The following is a 21,361-nucleotide window of genomic DNA, read 5'->3' as shown; positions in this document are numbered from 1 at the left end:
TGCCCGGGCGCCTGGCGTCCGGCTCACGACTCCGGGTCGTAGTCGTCCGCGTGGTAGTCGGAGTCCGGCGGGCGGTGGGCGTCCAGCCAGCCCTGCAGGATGAACTGCGCGGCCACCTGGTCGATGACCTCGCGGCGGCGGGCGCGGCTGACGTCCGCCTCCAGCAGAGTCCGCGTGGCGGCCACGGTGGACAGGCGCTCGTCCCAGAGCTCCACGGGCACGCCCAGGGTGGTGCCCAGCGTCTGCGCGAACTTCCGGGAGGCCTCCGCGCGGGGGCCCTCGCTGCCGTCCATGTTGAGCGGCAGGCCGAGGACGACCCGGCTCACTTCGTGCTCCGTCGCGAGTGCCGACAGCGCGGCGAGGTCCGCCTTGAGCGAGGTGCGCCGCACGGTGGTGACGCCCTGGGCGGTCAGCCCGAGGCCGTCCGAGACGGCCACTCCGATGGTCTTGGTGCCCAGGTCCAAACCCATGGTGCGCATGGCGCCGGGACTCTAGCCGCAATCCTCCGCCGTGGACCGCTCGTCCGCGCTCAGGGACGCGCTGTGGTGGAGGGAGCGGGCCAACCAGCTGAATTCCCTGGAGGCACCCCGGGGACGGCGCGCGGCATTGCCGCTGCAAACCAGACCTCCCGTCCGAAGGACGACAGCGCGGCCCTCATTCCAACCCCGCCGCGTGGGAGGACTCATGCTCGATTTCCTCAAAGGTGCGGCGAACCTGCTGGCTGGCCCGATGTCCGCCGTGGTGGACGGTGCCGGCAGCGCGTTGGGCCTGCCACCCCTCATCACCAACGCAGTCAAGGTCGGCGCGGGCGTCGCGACGGGCAACGTCATGCTGGCGGCCAGCGGCGCCATGGGCGTGGCGAAGGACCTGTCGGAGAATCCGCCGGGGAAGACGGAGTACCGCCCGTCCTCCGGGACTTCCCCGGGAGGCAGCGCCAAGGCAGGGGAGGGCTATGCGGCGTCCTCCACCTCCACGTCCTCGACGTCGGCCGCGGCCGGCAAGGCCTCGTCGGCCATCCTGGCTCCGGGCGCCAGTCCGCTGGACCCCAAGCTGCTGGACTACGCGGACGCGCTGAAGGTGCTGGAGGCGAACTTCGACCAGCTGGACATGGTGGACGGCAAGAAGAACGGCTCCCTGTCGAAGAAGGACCTGGAGCGCATCTCCACCGACGCCAGCCTGTCGTCGCCGCTGCGCAAGGCGGCCGGCTTCATGCTGGAGAACCAGGGGCTCTTCGAGCGGCTGGATGGCCGGGGCCCGCTGCCGAGCTTCTTCGGCCCGGCGACCCGGCTGAACGACAACGACCGCTTCTCGGCGGCCAACCTCCGCAGCGAGCTGGCGCGGGTGGAGGGCGACTTCGCGAAGTACGGCCGCCCCGAGCGCCCGGGCTGCGGCACGGGAGCGGGCCCGACCACCCCTGCGCCCGGCCCCTCGGCGCCGCCCGACTGCGGGACGCCCACGCCGACTCCGCCGCCCCGTCCTGGACCGACGACCGACTGCGGGCCTCCCTCGCCGACGACGCCGACGACGCCGGCGACGCCGGTGCCCGGGCCTTCGAAGGGCCCGCTGGACCCGGCCTTCCGGGAGTACCGCGACGCGCTGGCCGTGCTGAACACGAACTGGGACACCTTCGATTCGGCCGTGGGGGCGCGGGACAACGTGATGACGCGTGAGAACCTGGCCGCCATCCTGAACAACCCGGCGGCCTCGTCGACGCTGAAGACGGCCGCGCAGTTCTTCAAGGACCACCCCGAGTACTTCGACCGGCTGGAGATGGCGTCGGGCGTGGGCGGGCGCGATGGCAACGTGGGGCGGCCGGACGTGACGGCGGCGCTGCGCCAGGCGGACTCGGTGCTGGGCTCCTCGGGGACGCAGCCGTCCACGGGCGGAGGCCGGCCGGGCGGCAGCAGCGGCGCGAGCGTGCGGAACATCATCGACAACCCCAACATGAGCGTCGAGGACAAGATTCAAGCCGTCCTGATGTCCATCACCGAGGACACGGACGCGCAGGTCCTCGACGTGATGCGCGAGATGGACAGCGCGCGCGGGGAGAAGGCCACGCTGGGCAACAGCGATGGGGACAAGAAGAAGGCGGCGAAGCTGGACACCAGCCTCCAGGAGCTGGAGCTGCGCCTGCAGAAGCTGATGGAGAAGCGCAAGTCCATGTTCGACCTGATGAGCAACATGTCCTCGAAGTTCAACGAGATGGCGAAGACGGCCATCTCCAACCTGCGGAGCGCGTGAGCGCCATGGGACGCGTCATCAAGCACGAGGGAGCGGTGGCCATGCGGATGCAGAGCGGAGCGGTGCAGCGGCTGAAGTCGTTCGCGCGCGGGGAGTCGACGTGGGCGGAGGTGGAGGGGATGACCTTCGAGGAGGCGAAGGCCATTGCCCAGGTGGGGTGTGACCTGGCGGGGGCCGGCCGGCTGGAGGAGGCGCGCATCCTCTTCGAGGGCCTGGTGGAGGGGAACCCGAAGGACTCGGCGGCGCGGGCCGCGCTGGGCACCGTGTACCAGAAGCTGGGGCGGTTCGAGGACGCGGTGGCCGAGTACAGCGCCGCGCTGGAGCGGGAGCCCGCCCACCCGGTGGCGCTGGCGAACCGCGGGGAGCTCTACCTTCGCAAGGGCGAGCGGCAGGGCTTCACGGACCTGGCCAACGCGGTGGAGGCGGACCCGCACGGGGAGACGGCGGGAGGCCGCAGGGCGAGGGCGCTGGTGAAGGCCATCACCCTGGTGGCGGTGGAGAAGCTGAAGGAGGGCTCGCAGCCGTAGCGCGAGGGGATGTCGTGCCGCTGGGACGACGGGGAGCGGCCCGGTGGCGGCTGTCGGCGGGTGGGCTCGGGAGGGGCGAGGACGGGGAAGGGGGGCCCACCTGCCGGCCGCTATTTCACGGGAGGAGGAAGGGCGGCGAGCCGCTCGCCGATGGGCGGGTGGCTCATGCCCCGGAGGACGACCCAGCGCGGCGGGGCGGGGTCCATCTTGTTCACCCGGGCGGCCTTCACCAGCATGCGGCGGAAGGCCTCCACGTCACCGGTGAGGCGCAGGGCGTAGCGGTCCGCCTCGCGCTCCCGCTCGCGGGAGAAGGCCCCGGAGATGGGGTTGCCCAGCAGGCTGACGGAGAAGAGGAGCACCGAGATGAGCGGCAGGGTGCGGATGTCCGCGAAGCGCGTGGTGCCGAACCAGCCCCGGGACGCGGAAAGGCGCAGCAGCCGGTCCATGACGAAGAGCAGCACCAGCAGCGCAAAAGAGGACGCGATGCGGCCGGGCCACTTGGGCTCGTGGACGTGCCCGGCCTCGTGGGCCACCGCGGCGAGCACCTCGTCCTCGGAGAGCTCCTGGAGGATGACGTCGTTGAGGACGATGGTGCGCGTGGGCCCCTGGCCGGCGAAGTAGGCCTGGACGCGGCGCGAGGCCACGGATGTCTCCTCCACCATGACGTTGGCGAAGGGAATTTCCGCCTGCTCCATCGTCTGCGTTATCCGGGTGCGCAGGGCGCCCTCGGGCAGCGGCTTCTTGTCGAAGTAGAGCATGTCCCGGTACGGGTCCAGCGCCGAGGACACGAGGAGGACCAGCGACATCGGCACGCCCAGCAGCAGCCACCAGTGCCGCGTGCGGCGGGCCAGCCCGTACATGCCGATGACCAGCGAGGCGATGGCCACGGCGACCAGCAGGTGGCCCTTGAGCATGTCCCAGGCGAAGGTGGCCGGGGTGTAGTTGGAGAGGCCGTGCCGGTGCTCGAGCGTGTACTCGAACCAGACGTCCACCGGCAGGTAGACGAGCTTCTCGAACAGGTCCACCGAGAGCGCGAAGAGCACCGCGGCCCCCCAGCCGGGCTCACCCCACAGCCGGTCCATGACGCGGAAGAAGGCCCGGCTGACGGGAGCCGTGCGCAGGAAGCCGAGCCTGCGCTCCAGCGCGGCGGCGAGGCCGTGGGCCCCGCGATACAGGGGCTGCACGAGCACCCCGAGCAGCAGCGCGAGCAGGCCCAGGCGCACGAACGGGTTCACCGCGGCCCGGATGTAGTAGGGCAGGTGGTAGGCGTGAATCTCCGCGAGCTGCTCGGCGGTGAAGAGGGGCTCCATGGGCGGGCCCCAGGCTATTCCGCCCGGGGCCCGGGTGCCCAGCCGGGGCTCAGGAGTGCGGCTCGGCGCCCGAGGTGGGCGGGGCCGGCGTGGGCTCGGCCTCCGCGTCCGCCAGCAGCAGGGCCTTCACCTTGGCCAGGCTCTCGCGGGTGCGGTCCACGAAGGCGCTTTGGGAGCCGATGCGCTCGGCCGTCTCGAGGGTGCGCTCGTAGATGTTGATGGACTTGGTGAGCAGCACGCGAATCTTCTTGCGCAGCTCCTGGCGGTAGACCTCGGCCTCGCGGGCGTCCAGCTCGGACGGCGCGGGCGAGTTCACCATGTGCTCGTAGAGGTTCTCGTACAGCGCGCCAATCTGCGAGCCCGCCGCGGTGGCCCAGTAGCCGTTGCCCACGCGGATGGAGCGCAGGTAGTGGCCCTGCGCGGACAGGAGCAGCTCCGCCTTGTAGTTGAGGTCCTCGGCGAGCTTGTCGGCGCCCTTGACCGGGTCCAGCTTCACGTTGTCGTAGTGGAGCCGGTAGATTTCCCCGACGAAGAAGTGCGCCTGGGAGGGGAAGTAGTCGTCCACCTCCTCCTTGTCCGTCAGCGCGTCGTAGGTGGAGAGGGCCTTGCGCAGCGTGGCCTCGGCCTCGTCCGGGCGGCCGGCCTCCAGCTGGCAGATGCCCTGCTGCACCTGGGCCTCGATGCGGCGGTTGACGGTGACGTCCTGGCGCGCGGAGATGACGCCCAGCAGGGCCACCGCCTCGTCGTAGCGCTCCAGGTGGTACTGCGTCTCCGCCACGCGGAAGGCGGCGTCGAGCGCGTCGCCCTGGCCCCTGGCCGGGTCCGACAGCTCGGAGAAGCGGTGCTGGGCCTCCTCCCACTCCTTGAGGCGCTGGTGCGCGAGGCCCGCGTTGTAGAGCGCCGCGCGGCGGTGGCGGCTGGCCGGGTGGAAGTCCACGAGCCGGCCGAAGTAGCGCGCCGCCTGCTTGAAGTCGCTGGCCGCGAAGGCCGACGTGCCGCCCGCGAAGAGCTCCTCGTCGTTGAGCTTGTCCAGCTCCAGGTCCGCCGTCACCGTCACCGCGTCGAACTCGAGCTCCTGCTTCGGGGACGTCCCCTGCCCGTCACCCCGCGCGGCCGAGCCCGTCGTCCGGCACCCGGAGACCACCAGCCCCAGCGCCGCCACCCACCACCATCGACTGACCGACATGTGCGTCCGCTCGCTCCCAATCACGAAATGCGTCCTCCTGGACGGGCCATCCTCCAGGACAGCGCCGGGCCCCGTGGAGTTCCCACCTTCCTACGGCGATGGGCGCGCCCAGCTTAATGCGTCCCCTCCTGGCGCGCCTCCCCGGTTGCCTGCCCTCCGGACGGCCCCCGTCACTCCAGGGCTTCGTCCCCCAGCAGGTAGCGACCGGTGCGCCACAGGGCGGTGATGTCGTGCACGTCCAGCTCGAAGCGGGGCACCTGGACGATGGGGACGCCCGGGCAGGCGGCCTGGAGCTGCTCGACGCCGGTCCGGTCCTGCTCGGCGAGCACCTGGAGCTCGCGCAGCGTCTCCTCCACCTTGGCGCGGCGGGTGGGCGTCAGCGTGGCCGCGTCCTCCCACAGCGCCTCCGGCGGCATGGGGTGCACGCGGTTGACCACCAGCGACACCACCTCCATCCGGTGCTGCTTCAGCAGCGTGTGGAAGTGGATGGCCTCGTCCATGCGCTCGGGGTGGGGACTGGTCACCAGGACAAAGCCGGTGCTCGGGTCCTCCAGGAGCTGCCGCACGCCCCGGGCGCGCTCGCGGAAGCCCTCGTTCATGGAGGAGATGGCGAGCATGAAGTTGGACAGCTCCTGCAGCATCTCCGTGCCGGTGAACTTCGCCAGCGCCCGCATGACGTAGCCGCTGCGGTTGAACAGCGACATGCCGAACTTGCCCGCCTTCAGCGCGGGGGAGAGCAGCCACTTCGCCGCCTCGTTGTCGAGGAAGTCGAGCACCCGGTTGGGGGCGTCCAGGAAGTCCAGCGCGTGCGCGGTGGGAGGCGTGTCCAGGACGATGAGCTCGTACTCACCGCGGCGGCGCAGCTCCCAGAGCTTCTCCATGGAGATGTACTCCTGGCTGCCGGCCAGGGCGGTGGAGAGCGACTGGTAGAAGCGGTTGGACAGGATGCGCTCGCGCTGGTCGGGCGGAGCGACGCGGGTAATCAGGTCGTCCCACGTCTGCTTCATGTCCAGCATCATCGCGTACAGCGGCGCGCGAGACTGGATGCCGAGCGGCTCCAGCGCGGTGGCCGGCACCCGCGTCTCCGTGTTGCCCAGCCCGCCGGACAGGCCCAGCGAGTTGGCCAGCCGCTTCGCCGGGTCGATGGTGCACACCAGGCTCTTGCGGCCATCCGCCGCGGCGCGCAGGGCCAGCGAGGCCGCCGCCGTCGTCTTGCCCACACCGCCAGAGCCCACGCAGATGAGGACGCGCTTGCCCGCGAGTGCGGGCGCCAGGGCCGTCTTGCTCACAGCTCCCCCGTCACGAGTGGCTCGAGATGGCCCATGACCTGTTCAATCGCGTCGCGCCCGAACTCGGGTGTGAAGAGCCGGGGCACCGTGAAGACGGGGGCGTGCAGGTTGCGCTCCAGCTTGGTGCCGGCGAGCACCGCCTGCGCGGCCCGGTCGTGGTGTGCCTTGGCCGCGTGGTGCAGCTCCGGGTGGCCCAGCAGGGCCTCCAGGTCCGCCTCCGTGAAGCGCTCCGGGAAGGACTGGTTGAGCACCGCCGCGTGCGTGCGGATGTTCACCTTGTCACGCAGCGCCGCGTGCAGCTCCAGCGCCTCGTTCACCGGCATCTCCTCCGGCAGCGCCACCAGCACCGCCGCCGTCACCGCCGGGTCGACCAGCAAGTCCCGCATCTTCTGCGCCTCGCGGGACATGGGCCCGGGAGGCACCGTCTGCACCAGCACCTGCGGCACGCTCAGGAAGGAGATGGCGTGGCCGGTGGCCGGCGCGTCCATGACGATGGTGTCGAAGCGCCAGCGCCCGTCCGGCAGCTTCTCCTGCAGGTGGAACATGATCTTCCCGAGCAGCACCAGCTCCTGGAGCGAGGGGATGAAGCGCAGGAAGTAGCGCACCAGCCGGTTCTCGAAGACCGTCTTGTAGAGGGTCTCGAAGCGCAGGACCATGAGGCCGTACTCGCGCATGGCCTCCTGGGGGCGCACGTCCACCGCCCAGAGGTTCTCCTCCAGCAGCGTCACCTCCGGGCCGGCCGCGGGGCGTTCCAGGAAGCGGCTGACGCGCTCCTGGGCGTTCACCTCGCAGACCAGCGTGCGGCGCCCCGCACGTGCGGAGGCCAGGGCGAGGGCCGCGGCAACGGTGCTCTTGCCCACTCCGCCCTTGCCGGAGACGATCCACAGTCGCTTGTCGAGTAGTCCGGCCATAAAAGAGCGGCGAACCGTAGGAATCGTGTCTCCAGGAGTCAACGCGTTTGGCCACGCGTTGTTGCGCTGCTTGACACGTCGCGTTGGCACCTCACAGAGTGCGGCGTCTTTTTCCTGACTTCCCGAAGGCCCTCCGAGGCCTCGCGCGCGAGGACGCGCTACCCATGCTCAAGAACAATCCTGTGATGAAGAAGCTCGTGGAGACGGGCGAGGAGCGGATTGGCAAGCTGGCGCAGCAGCTGCTGTCGAACGAGAAGTTCGTGGCGGCGGTGCAGACGCTGGTGGCGCGCTCGCTGGCGGCGAAGGGGACGATGGACAGCACGCTGCGCACGGCGCTGTCGGCGATGAACCTGCCGTCCACGGCGGACCTGGAGCAGCTGCGCTCGAAGGTGGACGACCTGGAGCGGCTGCTGGCGTCGGTGGAGGGCAAGGTGGACACGCTGGTGGCGGCGAAGACGCAGTCGAAGAAGTAGCCCCGGGCCATGCGGCGCATCGCGTTCATCAACGAGAAGGGCGGCACCTGCAAGACGACGCTGGCGGTGAACACCGCCGCGTGGCTCGCGCGGGAGCAGGGCCTGCGCGTGCTGCTGGTGGACCTGGACACGCAGGGGCACGCGGGCAAGGTGCTGGGCGTGGACGTGCGCACGCTGCCCCGCAACGTCTTCCACCTGCTGACCGACGCGGCGGTTCGCTTCGAGGACGTCGTCCAGCGCTCGGCCGTGGAGGGGCTGGACGTGCTGCCGGCGTACAAGGAGATGGCGGAGTTCCCGGTGGTGGTGGCGCAGGACGCGCGCCGCGCCCACCGGCTGGCGGACCGGCTGAAGGCGGCGGAGGCGGCGGGCTACGACGCCATCGTCTTCGACGCGCCCCCGTCCATGGGCCTCACCACGCGCAACATCCTGGTGGCCGCGACGGAAGTCGTCGTGCCGGTGGCGCTGACGTACCTGGCGCTGGATGGCTGCGCCGAGGTGGCGGACACGGTGCGGCAGGTGGGCGAGGCGGAGGGGCGGCCGGACCTGCGCGTCACCAAGGTGGTGCCCACGCTGTACCGGAAGACTGCGCTGGCCACGGCGATTCTCGAGCGGCTGCGCGCCTACTTCCCGGACGCGCTGGCGAGCACGCCGCTGGGCTACGACGTCAAGGTGGACGAGGCCCAGAGCCACGGGAAGACCATCTGGGAGTACGCGCCGAAGAGCCGGGGCGCCCAGATGCTGGCGGCCATCGCCGCGGAGCTGCATGGCGGGCCCGCCCCCCGGAAGCGGAGGCGGGCACCGGCGGCGGGCTGAGGCAGGGGCCGGCGGCGCCCCACGCCCTCGGGGCCTACTGCTTCTTCTGCTGTTCGACCTGCTCGAGCTTCTTCTCCAGCTCCTCCAGACGCTGGGTGAGCGACGCCATGTCGCGGCCCAGGGCAGGGAGGTTGCCGGTGAGGTTCTCGACGACGTGCTTCACGCGCTCGTCAATCTTCCGCTGCCAGTCCTCGAAGGCGCGCTGGCTCGCCTTGAGCAGGTCCGCGGGGTTGAGGCCCGCGGCGTTGGCATCAGCGGCCGTGGCGGGGGTGGGCTCCGGCTGCGGCGCCTCCTCCGGGGTTCCAGCGACCTTGCCGGTGGTCTCGTCCCTGCGCAGGAGCTTGTCGAGGCGGGACTCGGCTTCCTCGCGGATGGAGACCACGCGGGGCGCGACCTCCTTCTGGATGAAGCCGGAGATGGACTCGCCGGGGTGGCGGATGATCTCCCGCAGCACCGACAGCGGCATCTGGTTCTTCTTCTTCTCCTCCTCGAAGATGATCTGCGCGAGCGTGACGGAGGTCAGGTCCTCCTTGGTCCGATTATCGACAATCCGGACCTCGGTACCCTCCTTGATCATCGCGGCGATCTCATCGAGGGTGACGTACCGGCTCTCCACGGTGTCGTAGAGCTTCCGGTTCGTGTACCGCTTGATGATCTTGGGCTCCTTACTCGGAGCGCCTGCTTGCTCAGCCTCGCTCATGTGTCTCTCCGCCCCTTTTGGGCTCGACTCCAAGCCACTTGCTCTGCGCCCGAGTCTCGCAGGGGCGAGTCTCGTACCAGAGGGGTTGGGGGCGAGCAAGCTACGAGAACCCGGCTCGCCGTGTACACCCGGTGGGCCTATACTGCGTTTCCCCCGGCCGGGCCCTGCTGAATGATCGTCAAGTGTGAGCGGTGCCAGACGCGGTTCAAGATCCCCGACGAGAAGGTGACCGAGAAGGGGGTCAAGGTCCGCTGCACCAAATGTCAGAACACGTTCCGAGTCACCCGTGAACCCGCCACGGCCGATACGGGTGCGCCGCCAGCGCCCCCTGCGGCCGGGCAGGCGGACCCCTTCGCCCGCTTCGGAGTCGCCCCAGACCCCAAGGGCGTGGAGATAACGAAACCGGGTTACTTCGCGCAGGGCGTGGAGGCGACCCGGGGCTCGGCTGCTGCCCCGGCGAGCTCCGCCCCCTGGAACAGCGTGGACGGGGAGCTCGATACCGAGGCCGGCGTCTTCCAGGAGCCGACCCGCATCGGCCCCATCCCGCTGCCGCCCGCGGCCCGGCCTCCGACGTCCCCCTTCGGCGAGGCTGGAGACCTGGGCGCCGTGCCCCTGCCCGCCCCTCCGGGGATGGCGGGCCCGACGCCTCGGTCCTCGACGGGCCTGTATGGCAGCGCGGTGCCTCCCAGCGGCGCACAGCCGACGGTGGGCGCCGTGCCGCTGCCGGGCGCCGTCGGTACGCCCCGGGGCGTGCCGCCTCCCGCTCCCGGGATGGCTGCCTCGAACGGGCAGGGGACTCCGGGGCGTGCGTCGCCTCCAGGGGCGGCCGCGATGTCCGCTCCGGCTTCGGTGACCATGTTCGGCGCGCCGAAGGCGGGGGCCCCGGTGCCCCCGGCCCCTCGGGGCGCTCCAGGGGCGCCAGCCGCTGCGGCCCGACCTCCGCCTCCTCCAGGCTCGGCCCCGGTCGCGCCCGGCGCTCGCGGGCCCACCGCGCCGCCTCCGTTCGCCGCGACTGGGCCGGATCCGTTCTCGGACCTGCTCGGTGGCCCGCCGTCCTCCTCGCCCCCCGTGCCGGGGGCTTTCGATGACCTGCCGGCGCCCCGGGCCGCTCCGGCGGATGCGCTCCGCCGCTCCGCCGCGCCTGCCCCGGCCGCCACGCCCGCAGGGGCCGTGGCCCTGGGTCCGACCCGGCCGGCCGCCAGGGGGCCGGCTCCCGCAGCGCCGCCAGCTCCCGCAGCGCCGCCGGCTCCCGCGGCGCCGCCGGCCTTCGGCGGGCCCGCCCCGTTCGGCTCCTTCGACCTCGACGACGTCACGGTGACCTCCGCGCCCATGGCGGCTCCGGCGGCTTCCACGCCCCCGAGCGACGACCCGTTCGCGTCCATCGACATCGACGTCGGGCCTGCCCCGGCGCTCGCTCCGGCCCCGGTGAGGACGCAGGGAGCCGCCCCGGCCATCGCCGCGCCCCCGAGCGACGACCCGTTCGCGTCCATCGACATCGACGTGGGGCTTGCCCCGGCCATGGCTCCTGCGCCGCCGGCTCCGGCTCCAGTGCGGACCCAGGGCGCCGCCGCGCCCGTGAGCGCGCCTCCCGCGAAGGCACCTCCCGCGCCCCCGCCTCCCTCGTCGAATCCCTCCGACCTGTTCGACCTCTCGTCGGACTCGGACGCGTTCGGCGAGCACGCCGGCATGCAGCCGACGGACACCGGCCGTGCCGCGCTGCTCGGGACGCCACCTCCGCAGGCGGAGGGACTGGACGGCTCCGACTTCGGGGCGGAGGCCGGGGGCGGCTCGCTGCTGGGGGACGTGCCTCCGGCGGACGAGGGCCAGGAGTTCACCATCACGCTCGGCAAGGTGGGGGCACCCGCCGCCGGCACCCGCGAGGTGCTGGACCTGGACGCCGCGCCGGCCGCGCCCGTCGTCACCGTGGCGAAGCCCACGGCCCGGCCCGAGGACGTGGGCATTCCCCTGCGTCGCCCCGCCAGCCGCGCCCTCAAGGCGACGGCGCTCGTGGCCAACCTCGTCGTGGCCGCGGTGCTGCTGGTGGCGGTCGGCGCCGTGGGCCGCGTCTACCTGCGCGAGGGCCGCATCGACTTCTCGGTGCTCTCGCCGGAGCGCCTGCGCGCGCTGGTCGTCCCGCCGCCCCAGCCGCTGGTGGCCGTCGACGTGTCCAACGCCCTCTACGAGACGCGGTCGGGCCGCCCGCTCTTCTTCGTGCGCGGCGAGGCCGAGAACCGCACCGCCGCCCCCACCCGCATCCGCGTGCGCGCCGCGCTGTTCGACGGCGACCAGCGGGTGCGCTCCGCGGAGGCGCTCGCGGGCACGCTGCCCACGCCCGAGGACCTGTACGCCGTGGGCAACTCGGAGTCCGCCGCGGCGCTCACCCAGCGCCTGGACGCGGGGGCCGTGTCCGTGGCGCCCGGCGCGAAGGCCCCCTTCCTCGTCATGTTCCACGAGTACCCGGCGGACCTCGGCAGCTTCCGGCTGGAGGTCACGCTGGAGGCCATGCCCGCCGCGACAGCGGAGGCTGGCCGCACGGAGTGAGCCGCCCATGCCCACGCTGGAGGACGCCCGCAACGTCGCTCGCTTCATGCACGCACTGAGCGGAGGCCCCGACGTGCGCCGCAAGGCCGCCGCGCGCGAGCTGGCCCGGAGAGATCCGTTCGATACCAACGAGCTGGTCGGCTACCTCATCTCCCTGTCCCGAGGCGGCTGGGGGCCCGCCACCTGCGTGCTGTCGGACTTCATGGCCGCGCTGGAGCAGGAGGCCGAGCACATCCCCCACGTGGACACGCTGCGCCGGCTCGCGCACGTGCAGTCGCTCGACACGGTGGCGGACCTGTTCGCCCAGGGGCCCGCGAAGCTGGAGATGGACGCGGACGCCGCCGCCCGCGCGGACGCGACCGCGTTCTCCCAGTCCCTGGGCCACCTCAAGACGAAGGCCCGCCTGACGAAGGACCCGGATGCCCTGGCCCGCATGGCCACCGTCAGCGACCCGTCCGTCCTGCGCAACGTGCTCATCAACCCCCGGCTCACCGAGGAGCTGGTGGTGCGCATCGCCGCGCGCCGCCCGGCCCGCCCCGAGCCGCTCATCGAAATCTGGAAGTCGCCGCGCTGGTCCGTGCGTCACTCGGTGCGCCGCGCGCTCGTCTTCAACCCGTACCTGCCGCCGGAGATTGGCGCCAAGATTGTCCCGCTCCTCAACACCACCGACCTGCGCGAGCTCGTCGCCGCTGCCGGGCTGCATGTGGCCCTGCGAGAGCAGGCGAGCCGGCTGTTGGCCCAGGGGCCTGCGGTGGGGCAGGGGAGCGCGGCCGTGCCCATGCCCCGGCGCGGGCCTCACGGGCCCGACTGAGTGGCGGGAAGCGGCGGGGAGGCAGGCTAGCGGCGGCGCGGCGGCTCGGGGTCCGAGACCTCGGCGTCCGTGGTGCCCCGGCGCGTCGTGGACAGCGTCTTCACGTCCACCAGGTCCTCACCCTTCGAGGCCTTCTTGAACGAATAGACGAACTTGCCCACGGCATTGCCGAGCTGACCCATGCGGGCGGCCGAGAAGACCACCAGCAGGATGAAGCCGAGGACGATGATTTCTCCGAGGCCGAGGCCCAGCATGATGGGGGCACAGTGCAGCAAAGGCCCGGGGGAGGCAAGCCGCGCGTCCACCTGTGGACGCGCCCGGTGGGACGACTGCTGCGCGCAGGACGCGGCCGGCGCAAAGTGCGGGGCCATGCTCCTGCTTGCCCACCGTGGTGCCAGTGACGACGCCCCCGAGAACACCCTGGAAGCCTTCACCGAGGCCGCCCGTCAGGGCGCCGACGGGGTGGAGCTGGACGCCATGGTGTGCGGCTCCGGCGAGGTGGTGGTCTGCCACGACGACGACCTGAAGCGGCTGGCGGGCCTGCCCTGGGAGGTGCGCAGCACCCCGTGGTGGAAGCTGCGCCGCGCCGACGTGGGCTCGACGCTGGGCTTTGCCCCCGCCCGCATCCCCCTGCTGGAGGAGGTGCTGGACGCGCTGCCCGAGCACTTCCTCGTCAACATCGAGCTGAAGTGCGAGCGCTTCGACGACGGCGGCCTCGCGGGCAAGGTAGGGGAGCTGGTCCGGCGGCTCGGCATGTCCGAGCGCGTGGTCGTCTCCAGCTTCAACCCGCTGTGCCTCTTCCGCCTCGCCGCCGCCGCGCCGGAGCTGCGCCGGGGCTTCCTCATCGACCCGGACAAGCCCTGGGCCGTGCAGGCCTACGGGTTGAGCCCGCTGGTGTCCTCACACTCGGTCCACCCCTCCCACGAGGCGTGCACACCCGAGCGCGTCGCGGCCTGGCGCAACGCCGGCCTGCGCGTGGCGGCCTGGACGGTGAACGATGCCGAGCGCGCCAACGTCCTGGCGCGGATGGGCGTCAGCTACCTCATCACCAACCGGCCCGGCGTCGTGCGCCAGGCCCTGCGCCCCGCGGCGTAGGCGGCTTCAGAAGTCCAGGCCGAGCGTGGTGTTGAAGGCGAACACCGCCGGCAGGCCCCGGTTCTCCGGGGTTTCAGGGTTCGGCTCCAGGGGGACGTCCACGCTGCCCGTGCGCGTCAGCGACAGCTCCGCGCCCAGCTGGAGCACGCCGCCGATGAAGCGCACGCCGCCGTAGAGGCGCTGGTTCACGTTGTCGCCGAAGGACACCTTCCGGTACGCCTCGGTGTTCTCCAGCGCCGCGCGCGAGGTGTCGCCCGCCGACTCGCCGAACGAGCGCTCCGGGTTGAAGTCGATGCGGCTGGAGGTGGCGCCCACGAAGCCCAGGTCCAGGCCACCGTAGGGCGTCAGCGTCACCATGCCGCCCAGCGGGAACTGCTTGCCCACGCCGATGTCCAGGCCCATCACCGTGAGGCTCAGGTCCCGCGCGCCGAAGAGCTTCGTCACGTGCCCGCGCACGCCGACGTCCGGCAGCCAGGTGAAGCCCTCGTTGGCGGCCCACTTGAGTTCGCCCGTGCCCACCACCTGGCTGCTGCGCTCAATCCAGCCCACGCGCCCGCCCAGCTCCAGCGAGAAGGGCAGGCCCTTGCGCACGTGGAAGGAGGGGATGAGCACCGTGGAGGGCTGCGCGGCCTCCATGGGGATGACCACGCTGTCCGGCAGCGACACCACGGACAGCTCCGCGTTGACGGCCCAGGCCGAGTGGCCCGTCGTCTCCGGCGGCATCAGGTTCACCGAGGTGATGGCCGCGCCCATGACGCGGGCGAACGCCTGGAACTCCGCGTTGGCGGCGAGGTTCGCGCGGACGGTGGGATTCCCCAGGTCGTCCCTCGCCCTCGGGTTGCCGAGCTGGGAGATGCGCAGGTCGTTGTTGTCCGCGTATGCGGCTGCCCCTGACGCCCAGGCCGCAAGGGCCAACCACCGACTGAACGTCCGCATTCGAGTCACCGTCTCCGGGGCGCACAACCGGCCGGGGGGCGCCCAACGCGTCCGACGCTAACGCCTGCCCGAGAGGAGCGTCAACAAAACGGGCGGCCCCTCCCGCGGTCTTCGTGAGGAAGACCCGCTGGAAAGGCCGCCCGGAAGCGGCACGGACGCGCCAGGGTGGCGCGGGCGCCTACTGCGGCTGGGGCTTCACGGAGGTGGCGCCACCCGGCGACGCCACCTTCTGGGCCACCTCCGCCGGACGGCGGCGGATGACCAGCGTGCGGCGGCTGGCGAAGTCACTGTCCTCGCGCGCCACCACCAGCACGTTGTTGTTGCCCTCCTTCAGCGTGAACTCCGTGGCGATCTTCAGCGTGTTCGGCTCGCCGCCCTTGGGGTCCACGCCCTTGAAGTAGACCTTCTGGTCGTTCACCAGCACGTACACGTCCAGCAGGCCGTTGGGGTCCGTCACCGTGCCCGTCAGGGAGAACTTCTCCCCGTTGGCCACCAGGCCGCCCGCGGCCGGGTCCACGTCCAGGCGGATGTCCGGCGGGCGGTGGTTCGTGGTCCACGCCAGCTTGGGCGCCGTGCCGCCACGGGCGGACTTCTGCTCGCGAGCGTCCTGCGTGCGCACGAAGGCGAAGCGGCCCTTCTCCAGCTCCACCCGGTAGAAGCCCTTGGACACGGCCTCCACGGGCAGCACCGTCGCCGCGCCCACCTTGGCCACCGGGCGGGCGTCCGTCGCCGGGGCGCCGAACAGCTCCGCCTTGTCGTTCACCCGGACGAAGCTCTTCTTGGGCTCCAGCGCGGCCACCGCGGCGTCACGCACGGGCAGCTCCAGCTTCTCCATGACGAACTCCTCCAGGGGCTCGTCGATGATGGCCAGCTTCAGCGGGAAGGTGTCGCCCTTGAAGCCCTTCTTCACCTCCAGGTTGAAGCGCGCCGTCTTCGTCTCGCCGGGCTTGAGCTCGCCCAGCTTGAAGCGGCCCTTCTCGATGAAGATGTTGGCGTCCCCGCCATTCTTGATCTGCGTGAAGGAGTCGAGCGCCGGGCCGGTGCCCGCGTTCGTCACGTCCAGCAGCACGGCCACCGTCTCACCGCGCTGCACCGTGCCGTCGCCGTTGCAGGCCGTGCAGTCATCCACCACCTGCCAGTTGAAGGCGAAGGCGGGGCGCGGCAGCTCCACGAAGTTGAGCTCGGCCACGCGCGTCTCGGGCAGCGCGCCCTGGTCGTCGAAGAAGCGCACCGTCACGTCGTCGCGGCGGCTGGTCAGGTCCTTGGGCAGGCGCACCTTCACCTTCCAGGACTTCTTCTCGCCAGGAGACAGCGCGCCGAAGAGGAACTCGCGGCGGTCGAGGAAGGCGTTGTCGCTCTCCGTCCAGGCCCGGACGCGCTTGAGGGGCTCGGTGCCCTTGTTCTCGGCGGTGACGACCATCTCCAGCACCTCGCCCGCGGCAATCTTCGCGTCCGCGCCGGGGGACAGGGTGGCGGCCAGCTGCACGCTCTTGGGCGTGGGGCCGGCGCTCCAGTCGATGCCCAGGCCGGCGATGGCGGCGTTGATGCGCGCCTCCTCGTCCTTGCGCTTCTGGTCCACGAAGGCCTTGCCCTGCTGCAGCTGCTGCTTGCGGGTGGTGGCCGGGGCGCGCAGCACGTAGTCGCGCGCGAACTGGACCTCGAAGTCCTCCTTGATTTCGTCCTGGGACTCGGCGTCGAGCTGGTCGTCCAGGTCCTCGCCCTGGCCGGCCACGTCCACGTCCAGCATGGGGTCCTTCTCGCCGTGCTTCTTCTCACCCGCGGCCTTCTCGTTGGCGGCGACCTTCGGGTTCTTGGACTCCTCCTTCGCGGCGGCGGCCTGCTGCTGCTTCTCGTCCACCTTCAGGTACTTGAGGCTCTCCTGGGGCTTCTCGCGGTCCAGCACGTCCTCGCGCTTCTTGGCGACGGTGGTGGAGTCCGGGTTGCCGAAGTGCTGGTCCAGGTCCGCCTCGCCCATGGAGCGGCGGGGGGCGAAGACGTCCAGGCGCTCGTCGGTGACGCGCGTGGGGATGAGCTGGATGTCCGGGACGATGCCGACCTCCTGGATGGAGACGTCACCGGGCGTGAGGTACTTGGCGATGGTCAGCTTCAGCGCGCTGTCGTCGGGGAAGTCGTACAGCACCTGCACGCTGCCCTTGCCGAACGTCTGCCGGCCGATGATGACCGCGCGGTCCAGGTTCTTCAGCGCGCCGGCGACAATCTCGGAGGCGGAGGCGCTGCCGGCGTTGACCAGCACCGCGATGGGGTACGCGTCCTCGCCCTCGGTGGGACGCGCGCGCTTCTCCTCGCGCAGCTTGTCCGACAGGCCCACCGTCGCGACGATGGTGCCGCTGGAGAGGAAGGTGTCCGACACCTGGATGGCCTGCTCCAGCAGGCCGCCCGGGTTGCCGCGCATGTCCAGCACGAGGCCCTTGAAGCCGCCCTTGGCCGCCGCCTGCTTGCGCAGCTCGGACAGCGCGGACTCGAGGTCGCGGGTGGTGTTGCCCTGGAAGTTCTTCAGGCGCACGTAGCCGACGTTGCCGGCGAGCATCTTGTGCTGGACGCTCTCGATGGAGATCATCGCGCGGGCCAGCGTCATGGGGCGGGCCTTCTCCCAGCCGTCGCGCTCCACCGTAATCGTGATGCGGCTGTCCACCGCGCCGCGCAGCTTGGACACGGCCTCGTTGAGGTCCATGTTGACGGTGGACTCCTCGCCAATCTTCTTGATGCGGTCGTCCTTCTGGATGCCGGCGCGGTGCGCGGGCGTCTTGGGCAGCACCTTGACGACGGTGAGGTTGCCCTCGCGCATCTGGATGACGAAGCCCAGGCCGCCGAACTCACCCTTGGTGGACAGCTTCATCTCCCGGTAGAGCTCCGGGCGCAGCAGCACCGAGTGCGGGTCCAGCGTGGACAGCATGCCGTTGACGGCCGCGTACTCGATGTCGCGCGTCTCCTCGATGGGACGCATGTTCTTCGACAGGAAGTCGAACACGTCCTTCAGGGCGAAGGACATCTTCCAGAGCGAGTCGACGTGCGCGATGTCGAACTCGCGCTGCTTGCCGTTCACGTTGACGTTGAGCTTGCCCGTGTCCGCGCTGCCCTCGACGAGGACGTCGGGGACGCTCTTCTCCACGTACTCCAGCGCGGAGATCATCATCTCCTTGGGCTTCACGCGCTTGGGGTCGACGTAGTTCTCCTTCACGTAGAGGATGACCTTCGTCAGGACCCGGAGGCTGTTCAGGTCGTGAGGGTTCTTCTCGCCCTTGGCGGCAGGCAGGCTGCCGTCCCAGGAGCCTTGCCCGGCCTCGGCTGCGCCCATGGTGAGCGGCAAGGGAGCCCTGTCACTGCCCACCAGGGCCCAGGCGCCGAGGAGCACGGCAACGGCTGTGATGCGGCGGAGGAAACGCGGCATGTGATTCATCCAAGCTGGGGCGCCCTGCGGCGTCCCTGGGGTGATGCGAGAAATGCCCTGAAATTCCGAAGCTTTGTAACGCGAGAAACGAGCGCTGGGAGCGGCCGGGCAAGCCTAATCACGCCTGCCGGGTGCTTCAAGGCATCGCCTTGCTGCTGAGGATGCAGAACGTCCCTGGTGGGCATTGCGTTCCCGCCCCCCAGGGACGACACGCGGCGGGGGCGTTTATTTCAAGGCACCCGGTCCGGGGGCAGGAGGGGGAGCCAGCACCCCGGCCTGACGCAGGCCCCGGTAGAGGAGGGTGCCGGCGATGATGGCCAGGGGGAGGAAGAAGGTGTTGAGGATGGGAACCCAGAGCAGGACGTAGACGCCCGCGCCCAGGCCCAGGCAGAGGGCCCGGCGCTCCCGGAGCATGCGGCGCACCTCGGCGAAGGGGTAGAGGTGGCGCGTCATGGGGGCGGCCAGGAACTCGCCCGCCATCCAGGTCATCGTCCAGAGGCTGCCGAGCACCGTCCAGAGGATGCTGCCCACCACGGGTATCAGGTGGAGGGGCAGGAGGACGGCCAGTCCCACGAGGAGGAAGAAGAGGCGGGCCAGGGTGTGGGCCACGCCGGTGACGAGCCCGCGCAGCAGGCTGCCCAGGGAGAAGGGCGCGCCCTCGTCGCCCCCCACCACGGCCTCCGTCGTCTCGGACAAGGGGTCCTGCAGCGGGGCGAGCAGCAGCGGGGGCACCACGTTGGCGCCCACCACCCAGACGACGAGTGAGGAGAGGACCAGCACGGTGCCCCAGGCGGCGCGGCCGTACCAGGAGTCAGGCCGCGTCCACAGCGAGTCCAGCACGCCGGGGGCATGCCGTACGAGGAGCCAGGCCAGGCCCACCAGGGCCACGGCCGTGACGACGGCGCAGAGGGCGGACAGGAGGAAGAGGCGCTTGGAGCGGAAGACCAGGGAGAGGGCACGGCCGAGCAGCCCCAGTCCCTGGAAGAAGTCCGACAGGCGGGGCTGGGGGGCGATGGTGGGGACGGCGGAATGTGGGCTCATGGGGGCCTGTGCGCAAATCAGGGCGGGTCCAACGCCCCCCGTTATATAGGGCGCGCTCATGTCTCTCGATCTCAAGCGCGCGGCCTCCGAGGCCATCACTTCTGTCGACATGCTGGTGGCCGGCTTCCGGGCCGCTGAGAAGCCCCGGAGCGAGCACCGGCTCGGCCTGGAGCACGAGAAGCTCCTCTACCCCGCGGGTTCCGCGCGCCCCCTTCCCTATGAGGGAGAGGCCGGTGTGGGCGCCCTGCTGATGCGGCTGGCCCCGGCGGGCTACACGCCCTTCCGCGAGACGCCCGAGTCGCCCGTCATCGCCCTCCAGCGCGGCGAGGCCACCATCTCCCTGGAGCCCGGCGGCCAGCTGGAGCTGTCCGGCAGCCCCTTCCACACGGCCCGCGAGGCCCACGCGGAGAACCTGGCCCACCTCCAGGAGGTGAAGGCGGCCACGGACGCGCTGGGGCTGAAGGTCGTCTTCCTGGGCTACCGCCCCACCGTCACCACGGCGGACATGCCGTGGATGCCCAAGACGCGCTACCTCGTCATGCGGCGCACCCTGCCGGAGCGCGGCCGGCTGGCGCTGAACATGATGCTGATGACCGCCACCGGACAGGTGTCCCTGGACTGGGCGGACGAGGCGGACTGTGTCCGCAAGACGGTGGTGGTGGCGCGGCTGGCCCCGCTGATGAACGCGATGTACGCCAACAGCCCGCTCGTGGAGGGCAAGCCGTCCGGCTACCTGTCCTTCCGCAACCGCGTCTGGGACGAGGTGGACCCCACGCGCTGTGGCTACCTGCCGGCGTTCTTCGACGGCTCCTTCTCCTACCGGGCCTATGTGGACTGGGCCATCGACGCGCCGCTGCTCTTCCTGCGCCGCAACGGGCAGTACCTGCACCCCAAGCTCACCTTCAGGCAGCTGCTGAAGGAGGGCTTCGAGGGGCACCCGCCGGACCTGGCGGACTGGACGGACCACCTGTCCACGCTGTTCCCCGAGGTGCGGCTGAAGAAGGTCCTCGAGGTGCGCGGCGCGGACTGCGTCAACCCGGCGATGACGGGCGCGCTGGGGGCGCTGTGGCGCGGCATCCTCTACGACGCCACCGCGCTGGACGAGGCGGAGCGGCTGCTGCCGAAGCTCTCCTTCACCGAGCACCTGGCCTTCCACGACACCGCGCGCCGCGAGGGCCTTGGCGGGAAGCTGGGCTCCCAGGAGCTGCACCGGCTGGCGGCGGAGATGGTGGCCATCTCCCGGCGCGGCCTGCAGCGGCTGGATGCCGCGGACGCGCCGCTGCTGGAGCCGCTGGCGGAGGTGGCTGCCTCCGGGCGCTCGCCCGCGAAGGCGGTGCTCGAGGCATGGGAGAAGGACCCCCGCCCCGAGCAGGTGCTGGCGCGCTTCTCGCTCTGAGCGCGCCCGCGCGACTAGAAGCGGCCGCCCACCATGATGCTGGCGTTGAAGAGGCTGCCCTTCTCGTCGTTGTTGGTCACCGCGTCGTTGACGACCTCCTCGTCACCGACGATGCGGTAGGTGGCGCGCGCGCCGGCGAAGAGGTTGCCGAGCCGGTAGTCCACGCCCGCGGCCAGCGGGAGCTCCGAGACGAAGTCGCTGTCGTAGATGCCCTCGGCGTCGTCGGACGGGTTGAGGTAGCTCAAGCCCGCGCCCGCGCCCACGAAGGGCCGCCACTTCTCGTCGATGAGCGGGCCCACCTTGGCCAGCAGGCCCACGTTGTGGCGCCAGATGCCCTCGCCGTCGCCCACGCGGTTGTCGTCGATGGGCAGGCGCTGGCCCTCGTAGCCCGCCTCGATTCCGATGAAGGACCAGGGCTGCGCGCCGGCGTTGATGCCGAACAGCGGGCCCACGCCCGTCTGGTCTCCCAGGTCCCCCGTGAAGCCGCCCAGGCCCACGCGCACGTCGATACCCACCGGGGGCGTATCGCTGTAGTTCAGCGCCTCGCCCACCTTCTGGGCTTCAATCGCCAGGGCCGGCCCGGACAGGCACAGGGCCGCTGCCGCGATTCCTCCCACCGCTGAAAGTCGCATCGCCATTCCTCCCCAAAGTGTCGGTCACCGGAAAGGTGGGCATCCGGTGC

General features: G+C 71.2%; 19 protein-coding genes. 8 read left to right on the top strand and 11 right to left on the bottom strand.

Annotated elements, in window-relative coordinates:
- Positions 1 to 23: 23 nt before the first annotated feature.
- On the bottom strand, positions 24 to 479 hold the full coding sequence (gene ruvX, locus LXT23_RS35945; RefSeq protein WP_253984935.1) for a Holliday junction resolvase RuvX: 456 nt from the start codon (positions 477 to 479) through the stop codon (positions 24 to 26).
- A gap of 205 nt (positions 480 to 684) precedes the next feature.
- On the opposite strand from ruvX, the gene LXT23_RS35940 reads away from it, so the two are divergent.
- Together LXT23_RS35940 and LXT23_RS35935 are read left to right on the top strand one after the other, a co-directional pair.
- Positions 685 to 2,241, top strand: coding sequence for a hypothetical protein (locus LXT23_RS35940; protein WP_253984934.1), 1,557 nt, complete (start codon positions 685 to 687; stop codon positions 2,239 to 2,241).
- Positions 2,242 to 2,246: 5 nt separating this feature from the next.
- Positions 2,247 to 2,768, top strand: coding sequence for a tetratricopeptide repeat protein (locus LXT23_RS35935; protein WP_253984933.1), 522 nt, complete (start codon positions 2,247 to 2,249; stop codon positions 2,766 to 2,768).
- A 110-nt stretch (positions 2,769 to 2,878) separates the two neighbouring features.
- Here LXT23_RS35935 and LXT23_RS35930 read toward each other — a convergent pair whose 3' ends face one another.
- The 4 genes from LXT23_RS35930 to LXT23_RS35915 form a co-directional block, all read right to left on the bottom strand.
- Complete coding sequence (locus tag LXT23_RS35930; protein ID WP_253984932.1) at positions 2,879 to 4,078, bottom strand: M48 family metalloprotease; 1,200 nt, start codon at positions 4,076 to 4,078, stop codon at positions 2,879 to 2,881.
- A 49-nt stretch (positions 4,079 to 4,127) separates the two neighbouring features.
- Entirely contained in the window at positions 4,128 to 5,264 is a 1,137-nt protein-coding gene (locus LXT23_RS35925; RefSeq protein WP_253984931.1) for a tetratricopeptide repeat protein, read from the bottom strand.
- Positions 5,265 to 5,434: 170 nt separating this feature from the next.
- Positions 5,435 to 6,553, bottom strand: coding sequence for an ArsA family ATPase (locus LXT23_RS35920; protein WP_253984930.1), 1,119 nt, complete (start codon positions 6,551 to 6,553; stop codon positions 5,435 to 5,437).
- Positions 6,550 to 7,464: an ArsA family ATPase gene (locus LXT23_RS35915; protein WP_253984929.1), complete on the bottom strand. Its 915-nt coding sequence runs from the start codon at positions 7,462 to 7,464 to the stop codon at positions 6,550 to 6,552. The genes LXT23_RS35920 and LXT23_RS35915 overlap by 4 nt, the downstream gene beginning before the upstream one ends.
- A 164-nt stretch (positions 7,465 to 7,628) precedes the next feature.
- On the opposite strand from LXT23_RS35915, the gene LXT23_RS35910 reads away from it, so the two are divergent.
- The gene (locus LXT23_RS35910) at positions 7,629 to 7,937 is read left to right on the top strand and encodes a hypothetical protein (protein WP_253984928.1); all 309 of its coding nucleotides are present in this window, start codon (positions 7,629 to 7,631) and stop codon (positions 7,935 to 7,937) included.
- 9 nt (positions 7,938 to 7,946) lie between these two features.
- Positions 7,947 to 8,750: a ParA family protein gene (locus LXT23_RS35905; RefSeq protein ID WP_253984927.1), complete on the top strand. Its 804-nt coding sequence runs from the start codon at positions 7,947 to 7,949 to the stop codon at positions 8,748 to 8,750.
- 34 nt (positions 8,751 to 8,784) lie between these two features.
- Here the strand turns inward: LXT23_RS35905 and LXT23_RS35900 are convergent, their stop codons facing one another.
- A complete protein-coding gene (locus LXT23_RS35900; RefSeq protein ID WP_253984926.1) occupies positions 8,785 to 9,450 on the bottom strand; it encodes a polyhydroxyalkanoate synthesis regulator DNA-binding domain-containing protein in 666 nt (221 codons plus the stop codon).
- A gap of 171 nt (positions 9,451 to 9,621) precedes the next feature.
- Between LXT23_RS35900 and LXT23_RS35895 the strand changes: the two genes are divergently transcribed.
- On the top strand, positions 9,622 to 11,991 hold the full coding sequence (locus LXT23_RS35895; RefSeq protein ID WP_253984925.1) for a zinc-ribbon domain-containing protein: 2,370 nt from the start codon (positions 9,622 to 9,624) through the stop codon (positions 11,989 to 11,991).
- Between the two features lie 7 nt (positions 11,992 to 11,998).
- On the top strand, positions 11,999 to 12,802 hold the full coding sequence (locus LXT23_RS35890; RefSeq protein ID WP_253984924.1) for a hypothetical protein: 804 nt from the start codon (positions 11,999 to 12,001) through the stop codon (positions 12,800 to 12,802).
- Positions 12,803 to 12,828: 26 nt separating this feature from the next.
- Here LXT23_RS35890 and LXT23_RS35885 read toward each other — a convergent pair whose 3' ends face one another.
- A complete protein-coding gene (locus LXT23_RS35885; protein WP_253984923.1) occupies positions 12,829 to 13,173 on the bottom strand; it encodes a twin-arginine translocase TatA/TatE family subunit in 345 nt (114 codons plus the stop codon).
- On the opposite strand from LXT23_RS35885, the gene LXT23_RS35880 reads away from it, so the two are divergent.
- Positions 13,172 to 13,897, top strand: a complete 726-nt coding sequence (locus LXT23_RS35880) for a glycerophosphodiester phosphodiesterase (RefSeq protein WP_253984922.1) — start codon at positions 13,172 to 13,174, stop codon at positions 13,895 to 13,897. The genes LXT23_RS35885 and LXT23_RS35880 overlap by 2 nt on opposite strands.
- A 6-nt stretch (positions 13,898 to 13,903) precedes the next feature.
- Here LXT23_RS35880 and LXT23_RS35875 read toward each other — a convergent pair whose 3' ends face one another.
- The 3 genes from LXT23_RS35875 to LXT23_RS35865 all read right to left on the bottom strand — a co-directional run bounded on the left by LXT23_RS35875 (position 13,904) and on the right by LXT23_RS35865 (position 19,283).
- Positions 13,904 to 14,833 (bottom strand): hypothetical protein, encoded by a 930-nt coding sequence (locus LXT23_RS35875; RefSeq protein ID WP_253984921.1) that lies wholly within the window; start codon positions 14,831 to 14,833, stop codon positions 13,904 to 13,906.
- Between the two features lie 178 nt (positions 14,834 to 15,011).
- Positions 15,012 to 18,251, bottom strand: a complete 3,240-nt coding sequence (locus LXT23_RS35870; RefSeq protein ID WP_253984920.1) for an MXAN_5808 family serine peptidase — start codon at positions 18,249 to 18,251, stop codon at positions 15,012 to 15,014.
- A 216-nt stretch (positions 18,252 to 18,467) separates the two neighbouring features.
- Positions 18,468 to 19,283: an EI24 domain-containing protein gene (locus LXT23_RS35865; protein WP_253984919.1), complete on the bottom strand. Its 816-nt coding sequence runs from the start codon at positions 19,281 to 19,283 to the stop codon at positions 18,468 to 18,470.
- A gap of 58 nt (positions 19,284 to 19,341) precedes the next feature.
- Between LXT23_RS35865 and LXT23_RS35860 the strand changes: the two genes are divergently transcribed.
- Complete coding sequence (locus LXT23_RS35860) at positions 19,342 to 20,679, top strand: glutamate--cysteine ligase (protein ID WP_253984918.1); 1,338 nt, start codon at positions 19,342 to 19,344, stop codon at positions 20,677 to 20,679.
- Positions 20,680 to 20,693: 14 nt separating this feature from the next.
- Here LXT23_RS35860 and LXT23_RS35855 read toward each other — a convergent pair whose 3' ends face one another.
- Positions 20,694 to 21,311 carry an outer membrane beta-barrel protein gene (locus LXT23_RS35855; RefSeq protein WP_253984917.1) on the bottom strand — a complete coding sequence of 206 codons (618 nt, stop codon included), beginning with the start codon at positions 21,309 to 21,311 and terminating at the stop codon, positions 20,694 to 20,696.
- Positions 21,312 to 21,361: the final 50 nt, after the last annotated feature.

This window comes from Pyxidicoccus xibeiensis, from assembly GCF_024198175.1.
In the GTDB taxonomy this organism is placed as follows: Bacteria; Myxococcota; Myxococcia; order Myxococcales; family Myxococcaceae; genus Myxococcus; species Myxococcus xibeiensis.
Note: the sequence above shows the minus strand (reverse complement) of the source record. Positions and strands in the feature narration are given on the sequence as shown.

What these genes read in the sequence shown, in the direction of transcription:
- LXT23_RS35860 (WP_253984918.1), top strand. Translation starts at nt 19,342, where the DNA reads ATGTCTCTCGATCTCAAGCGCGCGGCCTCCGAGGCCATCACTTCTGTC.
- LXT23_RS35880 (WP_253984922.1), top strand. Translation starts at nt 13,172, where the DNA reads ATGCTCCTGCTTGCCCACCGTGGTGCCAGTGACGACGCCCCCGAGAAC.
- LXT23_RS35940 (WP_253984934.1), top strand. Translation starts at nt 685, where the DNA reads ATGCTCGATTTCCTCAAAGGTGCGGCGAACCTGCTGGCTGGCCCGATG.
- LXT23_RS35895 (WP_253984925.1), top strand. Translation starts at nt 9,622, where the DNA reads ATGATCGTCAAGTGTGAGCGGTGCCAGACGCGGTTCAAGATCCCCGAC.
- LXT23_RS35930 (WP_253984932.1), bottom strand. Translation starts at nt 4,078, where the DNA reads ATGGAGCCCCTCTTCACCGCCGAGCAGCTCGCGGAGATTCACGCCTAC.
- LXT23_RS35855 (WP_253984917.1), bottom strand. Translation starts at nt 21,311, where the DNA reads ATGCGACTTTCAGCGGTGGGAGGAATCGCGGCAGCGGCCCTGTGCCTG.
- LXT23_RS35875 (WP_253984921.1), bottom strand. Translation starts at nt 14,833, where the DNA reads ATGCGGACGTTCAGTCGGTGGTTGGCCCTTGCGGCCTGGGCGTCAGGG.
- LXT23_RS35890 (WP_253984924.1), top strand. Translation starts at nt 11,999, where the DNA reads ATGCCCACGCTGGAGGACGCCCGCAACGTCGCTCGCTTCATGCACGCA.
- LXT23_RS35905 (WP_253984927.1), top strand. Translation starts at nt 7,947, where the DNA reads ATGCGGCGCATCGCGTTCATCAACGAGAAGGGCGGCACCTGCAAGACG.
- LXT23_RS35870 (WP_253984920.1), bottom strand. Translation starts at nt 18,251, where the DNA reads ATGAATCACATGCCGCGTTTCCTCCGCCGCATCACAGCCGTTGCCGTG.
- LXT23_RS35925 (WP_253984931.1), bottom strand. Translation starts at nt 5,264, where the DNA reads ATGTCGGTCAGTCGATGGTGGTGGGTGGCGGCGCTGGGGCTGGTGGTC.
- LXT23_RS35910 (WP_253984928.1), top strand. Translation starts at nt 7,629, where the DNA reads ATGCTCAAGAACAATCCTGTGATGAAGAAGCTCGTGGAGACGGGCGAG.
- LXT23_RS35915 (WP_253984929.1), bottom strand. Translation starts at nt 7,464, where the DNA reads ATGGCCGGACTACTCGACAAGCGACTGTGGATCGTCTCCGGCAAGGGC.
- LXT23_RS35885 (WP_253984923.1), bottom strand. Translation starts at nt 13,173, where the DNA reads ATGGCCCCGCACTTTGCGCCGGCCGCGTCCTGCGCGCAGCAGTCGTCC.
- ruvX (WP_253984935.1), bottom strand. Translation starts at nt 479, where the DNA reads ATGCGCACCATGGGTTTGGACCTGGGCACCAAGACCATCGGAGTGGCC.
- LXT23_RS35935 (WP_253984933.1), top strand. Translation starts at nt 2,247, where the DNA reads ATGGGACGCGTCATCAAGCACGAGGGAGCGGTGGCCATGCGGATGCAG.
- LXT23_RS35900 (WP_253984926.1), bottom strand. Translation starts at nt 9,450, where the DNA reads ATGAGCGAGGCTGAGCAAGCAGGCGCTCCGAGTAAGGAGCCCAAGATC.
- LXT23_RS35865 (WP_253984919.1), bottom strand. Translation starts at nt 19,283, where the DNA reads ATGAGCCCACATTCCGCCGTCCCCACCATCGCCCCCCAGCCCCGCCTG.